Source organism: Ancylobacter crimeensis (assembly GCF_023016805.1).
GTDB classification, from domain to species: domain Bacteria; phylum Pseudomonadota; class Alphaproteobacteria; order Rhizobiales; family Xanthobacteraceae; genus Ancylobacter; species Ancylobacter crimeensis.
The window spans coordinates 29,992-48,173 of the sequence record NZ_JALKCH010000008.1; the positions used below are offsets into that span (position 1 = coordinate 29,992).

General features: G+C 70.0%; 17 protein-coding genes. 4 read left to right on the plus strand and 13 right to left on the minus strand.

Annotated features, from left to right (window positions below):
* Nucleotides 1–13: 13 nt before the first annotated feature.
* From MWN34_RS13180 to MWN34_RS13230, 11 genes are all read right to left on the minus strand, one after another.
* A complete protein-coding gene (locus MWN34_RS13180) occupies nucleotides 14–3,211 on the minus strand; it encodes an efflux RND transporter permease subunit (RefSeq protein ID WP_247029762.1) in 3,198 nt (1,065 codons plus the stop codon).
* Nucleotides 3,211–4,581 carry an efflux RND transporter periplasmic adaptor subunit gene (locus MWN34_RS13185; protein ID WP_247029763.1) on the minus strand — a complete coding sequence of 457 codons (1,371 nt, stop codon included), beginning with the start codon at nucleotides 4,579–4,581 and terminating at the stop codon, nucleotides 3,211–3,213. Before MWN34_RS13185 ends, MWN34_RS13180 begins: the two co-directional genes overlap by 1 nt.
* Nucleotides 4,578–5,252 carry a TetR/AcrR family transcriptional regulator gene (locus MWN34_RS13190; RefSeq protein WP_247029764.1) on the minus strand — a complete coding sequence of 225 codons (675 nt, stop codon included), beginning with the start codon at nucleotides 5,250–5,252 and terminating at the stop codon, nucleotides 4,578–4,580. The genes MWN34_RS13185 and MWN34_RS13190 overlap by 4 nt, the downstream gene beginning before the upstream one ends.
* Before the next feature lie 218 nt (nucleotides 5,253–5,470).
* Complete coding sequence (locus tag MWN34_RS13195; protein WP_247029765.1) at nucleotides 5,471–6,007, minus strand: RNA pyrophosphohydrolase; 537 nt, start codon at nucleotides 6,005–6,007, stop codon at nucleotides 5,471–5,473.
* A 65-nt stretch (nucleotides 6,008–6,072) separates the two neighbouring features.
* Nucleotides 6,073–6,429, minus strand: a complete 357-nt coding sequence (locus tag MWN34_RS13200) for a hypothetical protein (RefSeq protein WP_247029766.1) — start codon at nucleotides 6,427–6,429, stop codon at nucleotides 6,073–6,075.
* A gap of 180 nt (nucleotides 6,430–6,609) precedes the next feature.
* On the minus strand, nucleotides 6,610–7,959 hold the full coding sequence (locus MWN34_RS13205) for a S41 family peptidase (RefSeq protein ID WP_247029767.1): 1,350 nt from the start codon (nucleotides 7,957–7,959) through the stop codon (nucleotides 6,610–6,612).
* Complete coding sequence (locus MWN34_RS13210; RefSeq protein WP_247029768.1) at nucleotides 7,956–9,440, minus strand: murein hydrolase activator EnvC family protein; 1,485 nt, start codon at nucleotides 9,438–9,440, stop codon at nucleotides 7,956–7,958. Before MWN34_RS13210 ends, MWN34_RS13205 begins: the two co-directional genes overlap by 4 nt.
* A gap of 125 nt (nucleotides 9,441–9,565) precedes the next feature.
* Nucleotides 9,566–10,048: a 23S rRNA (pseudouridine(1915)-N(3))-methyltransferase RlmH gene (rlmH, locus tag MWN34_RS13215; protein WP_247029769.1), complete on the minus strand. Its 483-nt coding sequence runs from the start codon at nucleotides 10,046–10,048 to the stop codon at nucleotides 9,566–9,568.
* Nucleotides 10,049–10,055: 7 nt separating this feature from the next.
* The gene (gene rsfS / locus MWN34_RS13220) at nucleotides 10,056–10,541 is read right to left on the minus strand and encodes a ribosome silencing factor (protein ID WP_425532111.1); all 486 of its coding nucleotides are present in this window, start codon (nucleotides 10,539–10,541) and stop codon (nucleotides 10,056–10,058) included.
* Between the two features lie 62 nt (nucleotides 10,542–10,603).
* Nucleotides 10,604–11,308 (minus strand): nicotinate-nucleotide adenylyltransferase, encoded by a 705-nt coding sequence (locus MWN34_RS13225; RefSeq protein WP_247029770.1) that lies wholly within the window; start codon nucleotides 11,306–11,308, stop codon nucleotides 10,604–10,606.
* Between the two features lie 42 nt (nucleotides 11,309–11,350).
* A complete protein-coding gene (locus tag MWN34_RS13230) occupies nucleotides 11,351–12,592 on the minus strand; it encodes a glutamate-5-semialdehyde dehydrogenase (protein WP_247029931.1) in 1,242 nt (413 codons plus the stop codon).
* A gap of 562 nt (nucleotides 12,593–13,154) precedes the next feature.
* On the opposite strand from MWN34_RS13230, the gene MWN34_RS13235 reads away from it, so the two are divergent.
* The 4 genes from MWN34_RS13235 to MWN34_RS13250 all read left to right on the plus strand — a co-directional run bounded on the left by MWN34_RS13235 (nucleotide 13,155) and on the right by MWN34_RS13250 (nucleotide 16,024).
* Nucleotides 13,155–13,985 (plus strand): YihY/virulence factor BrkB family protein, encoded by an 831-nt coding sequence (locus MWN34_RS13235; RefSeq protein ID WP_281503013.1) that lies wholly within the window; start codon nucleotides 13,155–13,157, stop codon nucleotides 13,983–13,985.
* A gap of 57 nt (nucleotides 13,986–14,042) precedes the next feature.
* On the plus strand, nucleotides 14,043–14,522 hold the full coding sequence (locus MWN34_RS13240) for a TspO/MBR family protein (protein ID WP_247029772.1): 480 nt from the start codon (nucleotides 14,043–14,045) through the stop codon (nucleotides 14,520–14,522).
* Between the two features lie 45 nt (nucleotides 14,523–14,567).
* The gene (locus tag MWN34_RS13245; protein WP_247029773.1) at nucleotides 14,568–14,771 is read left to right on the plus strand and encodes a twin transmembrane helix small protein; all 204 of its coding nucleotides are present in this window, start codon (nucleotides 14,568–14,570) and stop codon (nucleotides 14,769–14,771) included.
* A 206-nt stretch (nucleotides 14,772–14,977) separates the two neighbouring features.
* Entirely contained in the window at nucleotides 14,978–16,024 is a 1,047-nt protein-coding gene (locus MWN34_RS13250; RefSeq protein WP_247029774.1) for a DUF2125 domain-containing protein, read from the plus strand.
* 58 nt (nucleotides 16,025–16,082) lie between these two features.
* On the opposite strand, the gene MWN34_RS13255 is transcribed toward MWN34_RS13250, so the two are convergent.
* Both MWN34_RS13255 and hisC read right to left on the minus strand, forming a co-directional pair.
* Nucleotides 16,083–17,018 carry a prephenate/arogenate dehydrogenase family protein gene (locus MWN34_RS13255; RefSeq protein ID WP_247029775.1) on the minus strand — a complete coding sequence of 312 codons (936 nt, stop codon included), beginning with the start codon at nucleotides 17,016–17,018 and terminating at the stop codon, nucleotides 16,083–16,085.
* Nucleotides 17,008–18,144: a histidinol-phosphate transaminase gene (gene hisC / locus MWN34_RS13260; protein ID WP_247029776.1), complete on the minus strand. Its 1,137-nt coding sequence runs from the start codon at nucleotides 18,142–18,144 to the stop codon at nucleotides 17,008–17,010. Before hisC ends, MWN34_RS13255 begins: the two co-directional genes overlap by 11 nt.
* Nucleotides 18,145–18,182: the final 38 nt, after the last annotated feature.

The window sequence follows — 18,182 nt, forward strand, 5'->3', positions numbered from 1 at the left end:
CGCGGTAGCCGCCCTACTCCGCAGCCATCGGCGGGTGGTGCGGGCGGCTGAGCGGCAGTTCCTGCTGGTCGGGATGGGGCACGGGCGCGACCCCTTGTTCCGCAGGCTCGTCCCGCTCGCCGATGAAGCGGCCGAACACCCGCGCGAACAGGCCGCGCACATCGTCCATCAGCGTGAACACCGCCGGCACGAAGACCAGCGACAGCAGGGTCGAGGCGATGAGCCCGCCGATCACCGCGATCGCCATCGGCGCGCGGAAGGCCGCGCCCTCGCCGAGGCCGAGCGCGGAAGGCAGCATGCCCGCCGCCATGGCGATGGTGGTCATGATGATGGGCTGCGCGCGCTTGCGGCCGGCTTCGATCAGCGCGGTGCGGCGGTCATGGCCGGTGCGCACCGATTCGATGGCGAAATCGACCAGCAGGATCGCGTTCTTGGTCACGATGCCCATCAGCATCAGGAAGCCGATCACCACCGGCAGGGTCATGGCGTTGTTGGTAAGCAGCAGCGCGACGAAGGCCCCGCCCACCGAGAGCGGCAGCGCCACCAGAATGGTGATCGGCTGCAGCACGTCGGCGAAGAGCAGCACCAGCACCGCCAGCACCATCATCACGCCCGCGCCCATGGCGGTGGCGAAGCCGCCGAACACCTCACCCATGATCTCGGCGTCGCCGGATTCCTTCAGCACCACCCCGGCCGGCAGGTTTTTCGCCGCCGGCAGAGCGTAGACCTGCGCCAGCGCTTCGCCGAGCTGGGTATTACCGGCGAGGTCCGCCTCGATGGCGACGCGGCGGGCGCGGTCGTAGCGGTCGAGGCTGGTCGGGCCGATGCCGAAGGAGATGTCGGCCACCGCCGCCAGCGGCACCGCCGCGCCGGACGCGGTGCGCACTTTCAGGGTCTGGAAGGTTGCAAGGTCCGCCCGCGCCGCCGGATCGAGCTGCACCCGGATCGACACCTGCCGGTCGCCGGCGGAAAACTTGGCGAGGTTCTGCGAGATGTCGCCGATGGTGGCGATGCGCACGGTCTGGGCGATGTCGGCCACCGAGACGCCGAGTTCGGCGGCTTCGGCCAGCTTAGGCACCACGCGGATCTCCGGGCGCTCCAGCGCCGCGGTGGTCACGACATTGGTGAGGCCCTTCACCTTGGCGCGCACCTCGCGCTCCAGCTCCAGCGCGGTCTTCTCGACCAGTGCGCCGTCGGTGCCGGAGACCACGAGGGTGAATTCCCGGCCGCCGGGCCCGGCTCCGCCCGAGGCGCCGAAATTGAAGCGCAAATCCGGGATGGCAGCGATCTCCCGCTGCATCCGCAGCTCGAATTCCTTTTGTGTCGCCGTGCGGTCGGCGCGGGGCACGAGGTTCACGATCAGCGTCGCCTTGCGCACCTCGCCGGCGACGAGGCCGGAATTGCCGGCGCCCGAGGAACTGCCGGCGGTGGCGAACACGCTGGCGACCTCGCCTTGCCGGTGCAGCAGCTTAGAGATGCGGTCCACCGTGTCCTGCGTCTGCGCCAGAGTGGAGCCCGGCGGCAGTTCCATCGAGAGCACCGAGCGGGAGACGTCGGCATTCGGGATGAAGCCCGACGGCAGCAGGGTGGAGAGCCACATCGAGCCGGCGAACAGCAGGATGCCGGCGAGGATGGTGAGGAAGCGGTGGCGGATCGAGGCCTTCAGGATCGCCACATAGGAGCGCATCACTACCCCGTCGGCGCTCTCGCGGTGGCCGTGGTCGCGCAGGAAATAGGCCGCCAGCATCGGGGTCAGCAGCCGCGCCACCAGCAGGGAGAACAGCACCGCCACCGCCACCGTGATGCCGAACTGGCGGAAATACTGCCCGGCGATGCCGCCCATGAAGCTGACCGGCATGAACACCGCGACGATGGTGAAGGTGGTCGCCACCACCGCGAGGCCGATCTCGTCCGCCGCCTCGATCGCCGCCCGATAGGGCGATTTGCCCATGCGCATGTGGCGCACGATGTTCTCGATCTCGACGATGGCGTCGTCCACGAGAATGCCGGTCACCAGTGTCACCGCCAGCAGGCTCACCCCGTTCAGCGAGAAGCCGAGCAGGTTCATGACCCAGAAGGTCGGCAGGATGGAGAGCGGGATGGCGAGCGCCGAGACCAGCGTCGCCCGCCAGTCGCGCAGGAACAGCAGCACCACGAGAATGGCGAGGATCGCGCCCTCGATCAGCGTGCGCATGGCCGATTCATAGTCGGCCCTAGTGTATTTCACCGTGTTGTCGATCTCGGTGATGCGCACCTCGGGATGGTCGGCCTCCAGCCTGCGCAGCGCCGCCTCGGCCCGCTCAGCCACCACCACGTCGGAGAAGCCCTTGGCGCGGTAGATGCCGAAGGCGACCACCGGCTTGCCGTCGAGCCGGGCGAACACCCGCGGCTCGGCCGCGCCGTCGGTGACGGTGCCGAGATCGGCGAGCCGCACCTGCCGCGCGGTGGTGGTTGCGGTCGCAGGCAGGGCGATGCGGGTTTCCGCCAGCTCGGCAACGGTGGGCGCGCCGCCCAGCGTGCGCACGGATTGCTCCTGCGTACCGATCTCCCCGCGCCCGCCGGCAAGGTCGACATTGGTGGCGGCGAGCTGGCTGTTGACGTCCGCCGCGGTCACGCCGAGCGCGGCGAGCTTGTCCGGGTCGAGCGAGATGCGGATCTCGCGATCAACGCCGCCCTCGCGCTTCACCTGTGCCACGCCGCGCACGCCCTGCAGCGCGCGGATCACGGTGTCGTCGACGAACCAGGACAGTTCGTCCGGCGTCATGGTCGGCGCCTCGGCGGCATAGGTGACGATCGCCATGCCCTCGACGTCGACGCGCTGGATCAGCGGTTCCTCGATGCCTTGCGGCAGTTCGGAGCGGATCTTGGTGACGGCGTCCCGCACATCGTTGACCGCACGGTCGACCTGCGTCTCGAGCTGGAACTCGATCACCGTCAGCGAGGCGCCCTCGGAGATGGAGGAGGTGATGTGCTTCACCCCCTGCACGCCGGCGACCGTGGTCTCGACCTTCTTGGTGACCTGGGTTTCCAGCTCGCTCGGTGCCGCGCCGGGCTGATTGACGATGACGGAGACGATCGGCACGTCGATGTTCGGCATGCGGGTGATCGGCACGTCGCCGAAGGTGAACAGGCCGAGCGCGGTCAGCACCACGAAGAGCACGATCGGCGGGATCGGCCGCCGGATCGCCCAGGCCGAGATGTTGAGGGCCATCAGGCGCCTCCGCGCGGGGCGGGGGTGGCGGCGTCGGGCGCGGGCACCGGCGTCACGCGGTCGCCGCCGCGCAGGAAGCCGCCGGCCCGCGCGACCACCTGTTCCCCGCTCGCCAGTCCGGAAGCGATCTCGACGAAGCCGTCGCCCTGCAGGCCCGTGGTGACCGGCCGCTGCTCGATGATCTCGTCCTTCACCACCAGAACGAAGGTGCCGTCGGGCGAGAACTGCACGGCCGAGAGCGGCACCGCGACGCCGTCGCGGCGCGCGATCTCGATGACGCCGCGGGCATAGGCGCCGGGCTTCAGCCGCGGATCGGACGGCAGCGCCACCGCGACGCGGGCGAGCCGGGTGCCGGCGTCCACCTTGGCGCCGACGAGACGCACCGTGCCGGCGACCGGTTCGTCGAAGCCGGCCGGCGTCACCCTCACGCCCATGCCGGTGCGGATGCGGGCGAGCGTGCTTTCCGGTACGTCGGCGTCGAGATCCATGGCGCCGTTCTTCACGATGCGGAACAGCGGCTCCGTGTTGGCCGACAGCACGATGGCGCCGATGCGGATGGTGCGCGCGGAAATGACGCCGGCCTCCGGGGCGCGGATCTCGGTGTGGGCGAGGCGGACCTCGATCTCGTCGCGAACGGCCCGGGTCTGGGCGGCCTCGGCTTCCGCGGCCGTGACCGCCTCCTGCGCGGCGGCGACCTGCGCAACGGTGACACGCACGGCGCGCTCGCGCTGGTCCAGCACCTCCTGCGAGGTTGCGCCGGTCTTGATGAGGGTCCGCGCGCGCTCCACCGCGGCCTGCGCTTCCACCTGCTGGGCCCTGGCCTGTTCGAGCTGGGCCTTTTGCTGGGCGATGGCGGCATTGGCGCGGGCGCCGTTGGCGGTGTTCTGGGCGAGCACGGTGTCGAGCATGTCGCGCGAGAGGCGGGCGAGCACCTGGCCCTTTTCGACCCGGTCGCCCTCCTCGGCGAGGATCTCGACCACGCGATAGCCGTCGATCTCGGGTCCGACCTGGATCTCCTCGCGCGGCACCAGCGTGCCGGTGACCGGCAGCCGCTCGACCACGGTTCGGGACGCCGCGGCGACCACGGTGACCGCGACGCCGCGCACCCGGTCCGGCCCGCTCGGCGCGGCCGCAGGAGCGGGAGTGGCGGCGGGAGCGGCGGGCGATTCGGCGACGGTTGGCGTCGGTGCGGGCGCGGCGTGCTTTGCCGGCAGCAGCGCGGCGGGGATACGGTCGCGGAAGGCATAGCCGGCGACGCCGACCACGAGCAGCGTCATCGCCAGAGCGAGCACGACGCGGCCCCGCGTCGAGGGCGGGGACGGGGGGGCAGGCACGGGCTGGCGCGGTGTCACGGGCTCGCGGGGCGTCATGCCGGGTCTCCCTCCGCCGTGGGGGCAGGTGTCCGAGGCGCCAGCATCCGGCCGAGCAGGTCGGCGATGCCGGGCATCATGGCGCCGAGCGGCAGGCCGGGATCGAACCGGCGGCGCAGCAGGAGCCCGTCGCCGAGCGCATTGATGACCAGCAGCACATGGGCGGGTTCGAGCGCGGCATCCACCTCGCCGCGTGCCTGCGCCGCGCGCAGGGCGGCGAGCAGGGCGCGGTTCGCCTCGTCCTCCACCTCCTGGAAGATCGGGCGCAGTTTCGGGTTGCGGGCGGCCTCGGCGGAAATCTCCGGGCCGAGCTCGGCGCACACCATCTGCATTTCGGGCGCGAACAGCGCGGCACCCATCTGCTCCAGCGCGGCGATGAAGCTCGGCGCCGTGGCGAGATGGTCGAGCAGGGCGGCACGGGCGCTGCGCTCCTGCTCGACGATGGCGATGATGATCGCCTCCTTGGAGGGGAAATAGCGGTAGAGCGCGCCGGGGCTCATGCCGGCGGCGGCGCAGATCTCCTGCATGCTGGTGGCATGGAAGCCGGCGCGGATGAAGCAGGCGATGGCCGCGTCCAGCACGCGGCGCTGCGGGTCCTTGCGCGGGGGGGCGGCAGGGTCGGGGGTGCCCCGGCTGGGGGCGACCGGCGTGGCGAGATGCGCGATGCTCATGCGGATGTCCGGCGTTTCCGAGCTGGAGCGAACGTTCATTCGCATTAGGGGCGGGGTGTGCGCGAGTCAAGAACGAACGTTCGTTCGCGATTCCGCAAGGTCAATAGAACCGCCTGCGGAACTCCCTGCGCATCCCGACACGCGGGAGCGCTCCCGGCGGTGCACGTCAGTTCACCGCAAAGGCCTTAAGCTTCGGTTTCGAAAAGGGTTCGCGCGCTTCAGGCGGTCGGGCCTGCCGCGCTGCGGAAGGGCACGAGGCGAGGAGCGAAGGCGCGCACCACCGCGTCATAGATCGGCCGCTTGAACGGGATGATCAGGCCCGGCGTGTTCTCGATCGGCTCCCAGCGCCATTCGGTGAATTCCGGCTTGAACGAGCCGCCGCCAGGCTTCAGCACGTCGATCTCGGCGTCGTCGCCGGTGAAGGTGAAGGCGAACCATTTCTGCTTCTGGCCGCGATAACGCCCTTTCCACGCTTCGCGCGCCACGGGCTCGGGCAGGTCATAGGCCAGCCAGTCGCTCGTCTCCGCCAGCGGGCGGACCGAGCGGACATTGGTTTCCTCGTAGAGTTCGCGCAGCGCCGCCTCGGCCGGATCCTCGCCGTCGTCGATCCCGCCCTGCGGCATCTGCCAGGAATGGTGGGCGTCGACATGCTCCGGCCCGCCGGTCCGGCGGCCGATGAAGACCAGCCCCTGCCGGTTGACGAGCACGACGCCGACGCAGGGGCGATAGGGCAGGCTCTCGAAGGGGGTGCTCACGGGGCGCGCTCCGGCGGACGGGAGGGACGGGAGGGGCCGGCGCCGCCTGTCGGCAGGGCGAGCCTTCAGCGCGCCACCGTATCCGGCGTGCCGTCGGCACCGTCAAGGTCGGGGCCGAACACGATCGTCTGGTGCTCGCCGGTGGCACCGTCGATGATGGTCACCGAGGGGCCGGCGATGTCGGTATCGTCCGAATCACCGCGCCGCAGCACGGGGGTGTCGAGCGGGACGGAGGATACCGCGGGCGCGGACAGTTCGATGATCGGGGACATGCCGGCCTGCGCCGGGCGCAGCCAGTACCAGGCGCCGCCACCGAACAGAATGGCGAGCCCCGTGAGGCCGAACACCGCCACGGCGACGCCGTTATAGGCCCGGTCGCGCCGCGCCGCGTCTGTGCCGAGGAAGGTGTCGAACTCACTCATAAACGGACATCCAGTTGCTCGATGCCGAGTTATCGCCACCAAGCAAGGCAGCATCTTGGCAAAGAGGCCGGCCACGGGCAGCAATGGACCGATTGCCGGTTCCCACAGACTGCCGCCGGGATGGTTAAAAAAGGCCCCACCTTGCGGCGGGGCCTTTTATCGATGTTCGGTGCGTCCGGCTCAGTTCGGCACGGCGGCCTTGGGGTCGGCCGGATAGGCGGCGTTCTTCTGCACGCCGTGCATCAGGTCGATGGCCATCTTGAGCTGGATGTCGTCCTTCGGATCCGGCGGGACATAGGCGGGCGAGCCCGTCTTCTCGTCGTCGCCGTTCTTCAGGTGGCCCTTCAGCGAGGCCTCGCCGCGCGTGGTGTCGACGCCGGCGGCCTCGGCCTTCTCCTTCATGTCCGGGGGCACGTCCTGCACGATCTCGATGTCGGGCTGGATGCCCTTGGCCTGGATCGAGCGGCCCGACGGCGTGTAGTAGCGCGCCGTGGTCAGCTTGATCGCGGCATTGCCGCTCACCGGGATCACGGTCTGCACCGAGCCCTTGCCGAAGGACAGCGAGCCGAGGATGGTCGCGCGCTTGTGATCCTGCAGCGCGCCGGCCACGATCTCGGAGGCCGACGCGGAGCCGCCATTCACCAGCACGATCACCGGCTTGCCCTTGGCGAGGTCGCCCGCCCGGGCGTTGCGGCGCTCGGTCTCGTCGGCGTTGCGGCCACGGGTGGAGACGATCTCGCCGCGGTCGAGGAAGTCGTCGGCAACGTCCACCGCCTGGTCGAGCAGGCCGCCCGGATTGTTGCGCAGGTCGATGATGTAGCCTTTCAGCTTGTCCTCGCCGATCTCCTTGGCGAGGTCTTCCATCGCCTTCTTCAGGCCCTCGGCGGTCTGCTCGCTGAAGGAGGTGATGCGGACATAGGCGATGTCGCCGCTTTCCACCCGGCCGCGCACCGACTTGATGTTGATCACGTCGCGCATCAGCGTGAGCTCGATCGGCTTGTCCGATCCCTTGCGGGCGATCGTCAGCTTGATCGGGGTCTGAACCGCGCCGCGCATCTTCTCGACCGCTTCGCTCAGCGTCATGCCCTTGACGTCCTGATCGTCCAGCTTGGTGATCAGGTCGCCGGCCTGCACGCCGGCCTTGGCGGCGGGCGTGTCGTCGATCGGCGAGACGACCTTGACGAGGCCGTCCTCCATCGTGACCTCGATGCCGAGGCCGCCGAACTGGCCGCGGGTCTGCACCTGCATGTCGCGGAAGTTCTTCGCGTCCATATAGGTGGAGTGCGGGTCCAGCGACGCCAGCATGCCGTTGATCGCGGCCTCGATCAGCTTGCCGTCGTCGGGCTTCTCGACATAGTCCGCGCGCACCCGCTCGAACACGTCGCCGAAGAGATTGAGCTGCTTGTAGGTATCGGAGGCAGCGGCAAAGGCCGATTCCGGCCCGAAGACCAGCCGCGGCTGCGTAGCACCGACGGCGATCAGGGCACCGGCCGCGGCGCCCAAGAGAAATACAGACGTCCTACGCATCATCCGCGTACCTTTTCGCTATCGCTCGTCGCCCACCAAGCTGATGGATCGATCGAATTCCCATCCTTACGGAACTCGACGTAAAGAATCGGTTGGGCCGTTCCATGGCCGATCGGCGATGCCAGTTGCGGTCCCTTGCCCATGACCGCGACCGGTTCTCCCGACAGCACGAACTGACCCAGCTCAACCGTGATCTTATCCATTCCCGCCAGAAGAATATGGTATCCGCCGCCCGCATTGATGATCAAGAGTTGTCCATAGGAGCGGAAGGGGCCCGCATAGACCACCCAGCCGTCGCACGGGGCGGACACCTGGGCCTCCGGGCGGGTGCTGAAGGACATGCCCTTCTGGGTGCCACCGAAACCGTCGCTGGCGCCGAAGCCGCGCAGCAGCGTACCGGCCGCCGGCAGCGGCAGGGTGCCGCGCGCATCGGCGAAGGCGATGCTCGGGGAGAGCCGGCCGGGATCCTTCAGCGCCGCAAGTTTCGCCGCGGGGCTTTGCGCGGCCTTGCTTTCGGCTTCCCGCGCGGCGTCGGCCGCGCGCCTCGCCGCGGCAATCTCGCTCTCCATCCGCTCCATCAGCTCGTGCACATTCTTCGCCTGCGCGGCGAGGGCGGTGGCGTTCTGGCGTTCGTTCTCCAGCGCCTGCTCGCCGGCCTCCTGCCGCTTCTGCCGCTCGGCGATCAGCGCGCTGATGCGGCGCTGATCCTCCGCCATGGAGCCTTTCAATTCTGCGAGAGCATCCCGTTCCTTCGCAGCTTCGCGCCGCACCCGGTCGAGCGATGTCAGCTCGCTCACCAGAAGGTCGGTATCGGCCTTGAGCTCGGGCAGCATGGCGCCGAGCAGGATGGCCGAGCGCACCGACTGCAGTGCGTCGTCGGGCCGCACCAGAAGCGCCGGCGGGGGCTGGCGGCGCATGCGGATCAGCGCGGCGAGCACGCTGGCGAGCTCGCGCCGCCGGCCGTCGAGCGACTGGCGGATGTCGCCCTCCTCGCGGCCGAGCTGGGTCAGCTTCTGCTCGCTGGCGTCGAGCTTCTCCTCGACGTCGCGGATGCGGGAGGCGGTGTCGATGAGCGCGCCGGCGAGCTTGGCGCGGTCGCCCTTCACCGATTCGATCTCGGCGCTGAGGCGGGCCTGCTCGTCCTCGCTTCCCTTCAGCGCGGCGTCGAGCTTCTCCATCTTCTGCCGCTGCTCGTCCTGTCGGGCATCGAGCGGCGGGGTGCTGCCGGAGGAGTCGGCGGCGGGAGCGGGAGCCTGTGCGGGGGCAGCGGGTGCCGCATCGCCGGCGGGGCTCGCGGCCGCCGCCGCATCGCTGCGCGGGCTCGTGTCGCGCACCCCGTCGGCGGTGTTGTCGAGCTGGCGCGGGGCGTCGGCCTCCTGCGCCTGGGCGCCCGTCAGCGCGGCGAGCAGCAATGCGCCGGCCAGCGCGGCGCCCGGCAGGGCACGGCGACGTGGCAGGAGCGAAAAACGGGCGGGCGGGCGCATGAGCGTCAACAGAACCTGCGGGCCATTAAGCGTTGGTTAACCCTGCCCCGCGCGCGTGTCCGCGCCAACAGATATCGCGGGCATCACGCCGGCGGCGTCGTGGCGCGGCGTCGGCTGCGGGGCATTCAGGCCTTGTGGTAGGGATGCCCGGACAGGATCGTGGTGGCGCGATAGAGCTGCTCGGCCAGCATGATGCGCACCATCTGGTGGGGGAAGGTGGCGCTGCCATAGGCGATGGCGCGGTCGGCGCGTTCCTTCACCTCCGGCCCGAGGCCGTCGGCCCCGCCGATGATGAAGCTGAGCGCCCTCACCCCGTGGTCGCGCAACGCCGCGATATCCTCGGCCAGCCTTTCGCTGGGCAGGTCGGCGCCGGCAGGGTCGAGCGCCATCACCGCGGTTTCCTCCGGCAGGGCGTCGAGGATGGCGGTCGCCTCCTCGGCCATGCGGTCCTGCGGGCGGCGGGCGCTGCTCTCCGCGATCTCGATGATGTCCGGCCCGGTAAGGCCGAGCGCCCGCCCGCCTTTGCGGGTGCGCTCGACATAACGGTCGCACAGCTCTCGTTCGGGACCGGCCTTGAGCCGGCCCACGCTGACGATGATGAGGCGCACGCGAAGATCAGCCGCGACTTGCCGGCGAAGGGCTCGCGGCCGAAGGATTCGCAACCGACGGCTTGGCGGGCACGCCGCCATCCGGGCGAAGCCCCGACCACATCTTCTCGATGTTGTAGAAGCCGCGCACTTCCGGCTGGAACACGTGCACGATCACGTCGCTGGCGTCGATCAGCACCCAGTCGCAGGCCGGCATGCCCTCGACCTTGATGCCGCCGACGCCGCGCTCCTTGAGCGCTTCGACGATGTGCTCGGCGAGCGCGCCGACATGGCGCTGCGAACGGCCCGACGCGACCACCATGTAGTCGGCGATCGTCGTCTTGCCGCGCAGCTCGATGGACACGACCTCTTCAGCCTTGTCGTCTTCCAGCCGGGCGAGGACGAGAGCGAGGATCTCCTCCGCGTCGATGCGCGTTTCGGAGACCGGTGCAGTCGCCGTATCGGGGGCGTCTGCGGAGAGCGCCAGTGTGGACAGGGGTCCTGATCCTCTCATGTGGAGCGCGCCGGGACGTTCCGCGGTCGCGTTGCCAAGCGCCAACATAGCGTGTTTCTGCCTCATTTTTCAACCGTCAGCGGTGCTTTGCCGTGCAAGGCCGCCCGCGGAGCCGGTCCGGGATGTGTGGTTGCGCGGATAAGCGTCGAGGATAGTGGCGATTTCAGGCCGTGCAGGAACACCCAGGCCGGCGGGCGCCGATCGGCGAGGGTGGAGGCGTCGCGTTCCGGGATCCGCCAGCGCGCCAGCGCATGGGCCGCCCGCGCCGCCATGGCGGGGAAGGTGGCGCCCGGACGGTCCACCACCGCGATCGGCACCAGCCCGGCGATGTCGCGCCAGCGCTGCCAGCGGTGGAAGCCGGCGAGGTTGTCCGCGCCCATCACCCAGACGAATCGCACCTGCGGGTAGCGCCGCACCAGAGCCGCCACGGTGTCGCGGGTGTAGCGGGTGCCGAGTCGCACTTCGATGCCGGTCGGCAGCAGAGCGGGATGGCGCGAAACCGCGCCCGCCAGCGCCAGGCGCTCACGGAGGGAGGGCAGCGCGCTGTTGTCCTTCAGCGGGTTGCCGGGGCTCGCCAGCCACCACACCTGGTCGAGCCCGAGCCGGCGCAGCGCCAGCAGGCTGACCTGCCGGTGCGCCTCATGCGCCGGGTTGAAGCTGCCGCCATAGAGCCCGATCCTGAAGCCGGGGGTGACGGCAGGAAAGCGCGGCTCATCCGCGCTCGCCGGCAGTGGGCCGATGGCCGCGACGGGAGGAGACGCCGGCATCGGCGCCTCACGTAACAGGGGACAGGGCCGTGGCCATGGCGGTCACGGCCGGGTCTGGCCGGTGCCGTGAACCCGGTATTTGAACGAGGTGAGTTGCTCGGCCCCCACCGGCCCGCGCGCATGCATCCGCCCCGTCGCGATCCCGATCTCGCCGCCGAAGCCGAACTCGCCGCCATCGGCGAACTGGGTGGAGGCGTTGTGCACCACGATGGCCGAATCGACCTCGGCGAGGAAGCGCCGCGCCGCGTCGGCGTCCTCGGTGAGGATCGCGTCGGTGTGGTGCGAGCCGTTCGCCTCGATATGGGCGATGGCGGCGTCCAGCCCGTCCACCAGCTTCACCGAGAGGATGGCGTCCAGATATTCGGTGGTCCAGTCGGCATCCGTCGCCGGCTTCACCCGCGGATCGAGTGCGCAGACCTCCGGCGTTCCGCGCACCTCGCAGCCGGCGTCGAGCAGCATGGCGACGAGCGGGTCGAGATGGGTCCCGGCCGCCGCGCGTTCCACCAGCAGCGTCTCCGCCGCTCCGCACACGCTGGTGCGGCGCAGCTTGGCGTTGCGCACGATGTCGAGCGCCTTGGAAAGCTCCGCGGTGTGGTCGACATAGACATGCACGATGCCTTCCAGATGGGCGAAGACCGGCACCCGCGCCTCGGCCTGTACTCGCGCGACGAGGCTCTTGCCGCCGCGCGGCACGATGACGTCGATCGCCCCGCCGAGACCGGCGAGCATCTCGCCCACCGCCGCGCGGTCGCGGGTGGGGACGAGCTGGATGGCGTCGCCCGGCAGGCCGGCCTCCTCCAGCCCTTCCACCATGGCGGCGTGGATCGCGCGGCTGGACTGGAAGCTGTCGGAGCCGCCGCGCAGGATCACCGCATTGCCGGCCTTGAGGCACAGCGCGCCGGCATCCGCCGTGACATTGGGCCGGCTCTCATAGATCACGCCGATCACGCCGAGCGGGGTGGCGACGCGCTCCATGACGAGGCCGTTGGGCCGGGTCCAGCGCTCCAGCACCCGGCCGACCGGATCGGGCAGGCCCGCCACCTCCTCCACTGCGCCGGCGATGGCGGCGATGCGGGCGGCGTTCAGCACCAGCCGATCGACCAGCGCGACGCTCTGTCCGCTCGCGCGGGCAGCCTCCACGTCGGCCGCATTGGCGGCGAGAATATCGGCGCTACGGGCGCGGATGGCGGCGGCGGCGGCCATCAGCGCGGCGTTTTTCTGCTCCGGCCCGGCAAGCGCGAGGGTACGCGCGGCGGCGCGGGCCCGCCGGCCGATCTCCGCCATCAGCGCCGGCAGCTCGGCGTCCGGCGGCAGCGCGCGCAGATGCGACGCGGAGCTGGCGGTGGCGGCGAGCGAGGAGGCGGACATGAGGCGGGACCTATGAGCGGGGTTGGCCGCAATGCGCGGCGGGGGTTCCTCTTATCACGGCAGCGGGGCCGGCGTGAAATGCCGTCGCGGGGCCGCGGCCGCGCCCCGCATCGCCATGCCAGGTCCGGCCGCGCCCCTCCACCTGCCGCGCCCCTGCCGCTCCCGTCGTCTCGTCGGCGTCCCGCTCTCCATGGACCGGAAGCCGGCAGCTCACTCGCCGGACCCGCCCGCGTGGCGGCGCGGGTCCGGCGAGACAGGCGTGCGACGAGGCAAGGCCCTCTGCGAGAGCCGGCGCGCGGCAGGAGGCCGTCATGCCGGGGAGGGGTGGGGCCGGCCGGGGTACGCCGAATCATCCGCGCGGGCCGGCCGCCGCCCGGCGAAAGTGGCCGTCCGCCGCCACCCGCCCTTGCCATTTGGCCCGGTTCGTCCGATGTGACTGGGCACGTCGCGTCCACGTCCGGGAGCAGCCAGCATTCTTCTGCGCGCCTACGATATCGCCTGGGATGCCTTCTGGCGCTTCGTCGAGGACGATGGCTGGGCGATCGCCAGCCATATTGCGCTGTCGGCGCTGATGTCGCTGTTTCCCTTCCTCATCTTCGTCACCGCGCTCGCCGCCTTCTTCGACTTCAAGAATCTCGCCGACGAGACGGTGCAACTGCTTCTGGAGGCGTGGCCGGCGCAGGTCGCGGGGCCGATCAGCCACGAGATCCGCAACGTGCTCACCCATGTGCGCACGGATGCGCTGACGCTCGGCGTGATGCTGGCCGTGTATTTCTCGTCCAACGGCATCGAGAGCCTGCGGATCGGGCTCAACCGGGCCTATGGCGTGCGCGAGAGCCGGCCGTGGTACCTGCTGCGGCTCGAATCCATCGGCTACGTGCTCGTTGGCGCGGGCGGGCTGCTGGCGCTGTCCTTCCTCGTGGTGCTGGGCCCGGTGTTGTGGCTGGCCGGCATCAAGCTGCTGCCGGGACTGGCGCCGTTCGGCGGCGTCGTCACCTTCCTGCGCTACGCCGCCACCTCGGTCATCCTCATCGTGGCGCTGCTGGTCGCCCATATGTGGCTGCCGGCGGGGCGCCGCTCGCTGCCGCAGGTGGCGCCGGGCATATTGGTGACGCTGGCGCTGTGGCTCATGGCCGGCGCGGCGTTCGGCCGCTATCTGGCGGAATTCGCCGGGAACTACGTCACCACCTATGCCGGCCTCGCCTCGGTGATGGTGGCGCTGGTGTTCCTCTACACCACGGCGTCGATCTTCGTGTATGGCGGGGAGCTGAACGCGGCCATACGGCGGGCGCGCGAACAGCGGCCGTGATCGCGCGTTGACATCCCGCCTGCCAACCGTCCTCCAGCCGTTGCACCCGGAGCGCCGATGAAGAAGACCCTGTCCTTTTTCCGCCTCGTGGTCGCGGTCGGGCTGTGCCTCGCGGTCGGCGCCATCGGTTCCATGGCGACCGCGCCGAAGATCCCGACCTGGTATGCCGGCCTCGCCAAGCCGGGCTGGACCCCGCCCGACGCGGTGTTTCCCATCGTCTGGACCATCCTCTATGTGCTGATGGCGGTGGTGCTGTGGCGGCTGTGGGAGCGCAACGCGCCCGGCCCGCAGCGCCGGCAGGCGGTGGTGCTGTGGTTCGTGCAGCTCGCGCTCAACGCGCTGTGGTCGCCGGTGTTCTTCGGCGCGGAGGCGATCGGGGCCGGACTCGTCGTCATCGTGCTGGTGTGGCTCGCCATCCTCGCCACCATCCTCGCCTGCGCGCGGATCGACCGCATCGCCGCCTGCCTGCTCTTGCCCTATCTCGCCTGGGTGACCTATGCCACCACCCTGAATGCGGCGATCTTCGCCCTGAACTGAGCCGGCGGCCCGCCGGAGTGCCGTCCCCTGCTGCGGAGCGTGCCGATGGATCTGATCACGCTTGCCAAGTTCGTCGTGCTGCCGGTCGCGCTCGGCGCGGTCGCCATCGTGCTGCTGATGGGCCTCGCCAACATGGCGCGCGGCGGCTCCCCGGAACGCTCGCAGCAATTGATGCGCTGGCGCGTCGGGCTGCAATTCGTCGCGCTCTGCTTCGTGATCGCGACGATCTGGCTGATGCACCATAGCTGACAGAGCCGGCGCGGGCGGGCATGTTCGCGCCGCAAAGCCGGGATCATCTGGAGCCCTCATCCGGTCGGGCGGAATTACCCGATCGGGCAGAAAGGGCTCCCGATCCACAGAACCGGGGCATGTTCCGATTGCGAAGGTCTCCCAACCTTCGCGGGACATGCTCGCGCCGTGCCACGATGCCACCTCTCCGCGCCGAAGGGATTTCGATGAGCGCCGACACCCTGCCCCCGCGCCGCCGTTCGCCCTGGATCGTCATAGCACCCGTTGCGCTGCTCCTGCTGGCGGCGGCCGGCTGGACGGTCATGTGGTTCTACGCCGCCCACAGGGCGCAGGCCGAGATCGACGCCTGGATCGTCCGCGAGGCTGCGCAGGGCCGGCAGTGGAGCTGCGGGGAACGCAGCTTCGGGGGCTTTCCCTTCCGCTTCGAGCTGATCTGCGCCGAGCCGAAGCTGGTGCTGGAGAACACCGGCACCCCCGGCGCCGGCTGGACCGTGACCGCCCGTCGTGCCCATGCGGTGGCGCAGGTCTGGGACCCACAGCACATCATCGCCGAATTCGAGGGGCCCTCCAGCCTCACCGAGGCCTCGACCGGGCGCAAGCTCGACGCCAACTGGTCGCTTCTGCAGACGAGTGCGGTAGGATCGGAGGGCCGCCCCGACCGGGTGTCGGTGTCGGTGAACAATTATACGCTCAGCCAGGGCGGATCGGCCCTGTTCGCCGCTAGACATCTCGAGGTCCATGCCCGCCACCATCCCGGCGATGCCGGCCCGACGCTCGACCTCGCCGCAGGCATGGAAGGCGGTACCGGCCCGGAGAGCCTCGCGCCGGGCCAGCCCCCGGTCGACGGCGAGCTGCAAGCCACCATCACCCAGACCCCCGAATTCCGCTCCATGCCGCCGGCCGACCGGCTGCGGCTGTGGCAGCAGGCCGGCGGGCGGCTGAAGCTGGTGGTCGGCAAGCTCTCGACGGCGGACAGCGTGCTGATGGCGCGTGGCGATCTCGGCGTGGATGAACGTCTTCGCCCGGTCGGCGAGGTGCAGCTCACCGTCGCGGGGTCCGACAAGCTCGTCGCGGCGCTGACCGGCGCCGGGCTGGTGCCGCCGATCCTGACCGGCATCCTGCCCGCGGTCCTCTCCGCCGGCGCCCCGACCGAGGTGGACGGCAAGAAGGGGTCGAGCTTCACCTTCACCCTGCGCGACGGACGGGTGTTCATGGGCTTCATCCCGCTCGGAAAGATCGGCCCGCTCTACTGAGCGGCGTTTCTGCACCGATCGGACCGATCGTCCACCACACTGGACCGATCGGCCTGCCTCAGTCGTGGGCGCGGCCGAAGTCCGGCGCCGCGGTCTCCTGGCCCTGCTCGATGATCGAGCGGCGGATCGCGCGGGTGCGGGTGAACAGCTCGAACAGCGCGTCGCCCTGCTCCCAGCGGATCGCCCGCTGCAGCGCGAACAGGTCCTCCGTGAAGCGCCCCAGCACCTCGATCACCGCCTCGCGGTTGTTGAGGAAGACATCGCGCCACATGGTGGGATCGGAGGCGGCGATGCGGGTGAAGTCGCGGAAGCCGCCGGCCGAATATTTGATGACTTCCGACTGCGTTACCGTTTCCAGGTCGGCTGCTGTTCCGACGATATTGTAGGCGATCAGATGCGGCACATGGCTTGTGATGGCGAGCACGAGGTCGTGCCGCTCCGCGCTCATGCGCTCGACATTGGCGCCCATCGCCGCCCAGATCTCCTCCAGGAGATCGACCGCCCCCTCATCCGCCCCCTCCGGGGGGGTAAGGATGCACCAGCGGTTCTGGAACAGCGTCGCAAAGCCCGCATCCGGGCCGGAATATTCAGTACCGGCAACGGGATGGGCGGGAATGACATGGGCGTAGTCCGGGATCTGCCCGGCCAGTGCCTTCGCCACCGAAGCCTTCACCGAACCCACGTCCGAGATGATGGCACCGGGTGCGACATGCGGGCCGATGTCCTCTCCCACCGCCCCCATCGCGCCCACCGGCACGCAGAGGATGACGACGTCGGCGCCCGTCACTGCCTCTTCCGGGGTGGCGGCGACACGGTCGGCGATGCCGAGGGCCTCGACACGGGAGCGGACCGGCTCGAAATGGTCATAGGCCACCACTTCATCCGCCAGACGGCGGGCAAGCGCGGCGCGCAGGATGGAGGAGCCGATCAGGCCGAGGCCGATGACCGTCAGCCGGCCGACGAGCGGCTTCGGTAGCGGGGGATCAAGAACCATGGCCCTCTCCCATCAAGCCATTGCCGTTCTTCATGAATTCAGAAAGCGCGGCGACCACCAGGCGGTTCGCCTCCTCGGTGCCGATGGTGAGCCGCAGCGCGCCCGGCAGACCATAGCCGTCCATCCGCCGCAGAATCAGGCCGCGTGCGGACAGGAAGGCATCGGCCTCCGGCGCCGTGCGGCCGGGCGTTTCGGGGAAGTGCACCAGCACGAAATTCGTCACGCTCGGCGTCACGGTCAGGCCCAGCGCCGTCAATTCGCGGGTGAGCCGGGGCAGCCATTCCTCATTGTGCGCGATGGCGCGCTCGACATGGCCGGTATCGGCGATGGCGGCGCCCGCGGCGGCAAGGCCGGGCGCGTTCACGTTGAAGGCGCCGCGAATGCGGTTGATGGCATCCGCCACCTCGGCCGGCGCATACATCCAGCCGACGCGCAGGGCCGCGAGGCCGTGGATTTTCGAGAAGGTACGCAGCATCACGACATTGGGCGAGGTCGCGACCAGCTCGATGCCCGATTCATAGTCGTTGCGGCGGACATATTCCGCATAGGCGGCGTCCAGCACCAGCAGCACATGCGGCGGCAGCCCGCGGTGCAGGCGCTTCACCTCGTCGAACGGGATGTAGGTGCCGGTCGGGTTGTTCGGATTGGCGAGATAGACGATGCGGGTGCGCTCCGTCACCGCGGCGAGCAGGGCGTCGACATCGGTGCGCAGGTCGTGCTCGGGCGCCACCACGGGGGTTGCGCCGGCCGCAAGCGTCGCGATGCGGTAGATGAGGAAGCCATATTGCGAATAGACCACCTCGTCGCCCGGTCCCGCATAGGCGGTGGCGAGCAGGGTGATGAGCTCGTCCGACCCGGTGCCGCAGACGATGCGGGCGGGATCGAGCCCGTAGGCGCCGCCGATCGCCTCGCGGAGCCGGGTCGAGGAACCGTCGGGATAGAGCTCCAGCGCTGCGGCGTCGCGAAAGGCCTCCAGCGCCTTCGGGCTGGCGCCCAGCGGATTCTCGTTGGCGGAGAGCTTGTGCACCTTCACGCCGTGTCCGGCCTGCGCCTTGCCCGGCACATAGGCCTCGATCTGCAGCACGCCGGGATGGGGAACGGGGCGGCTAGGGGCGGCGGTGGTCATGACGTGGCTCCGGGGCGGACGGGCGGCGGTTGGAAAGG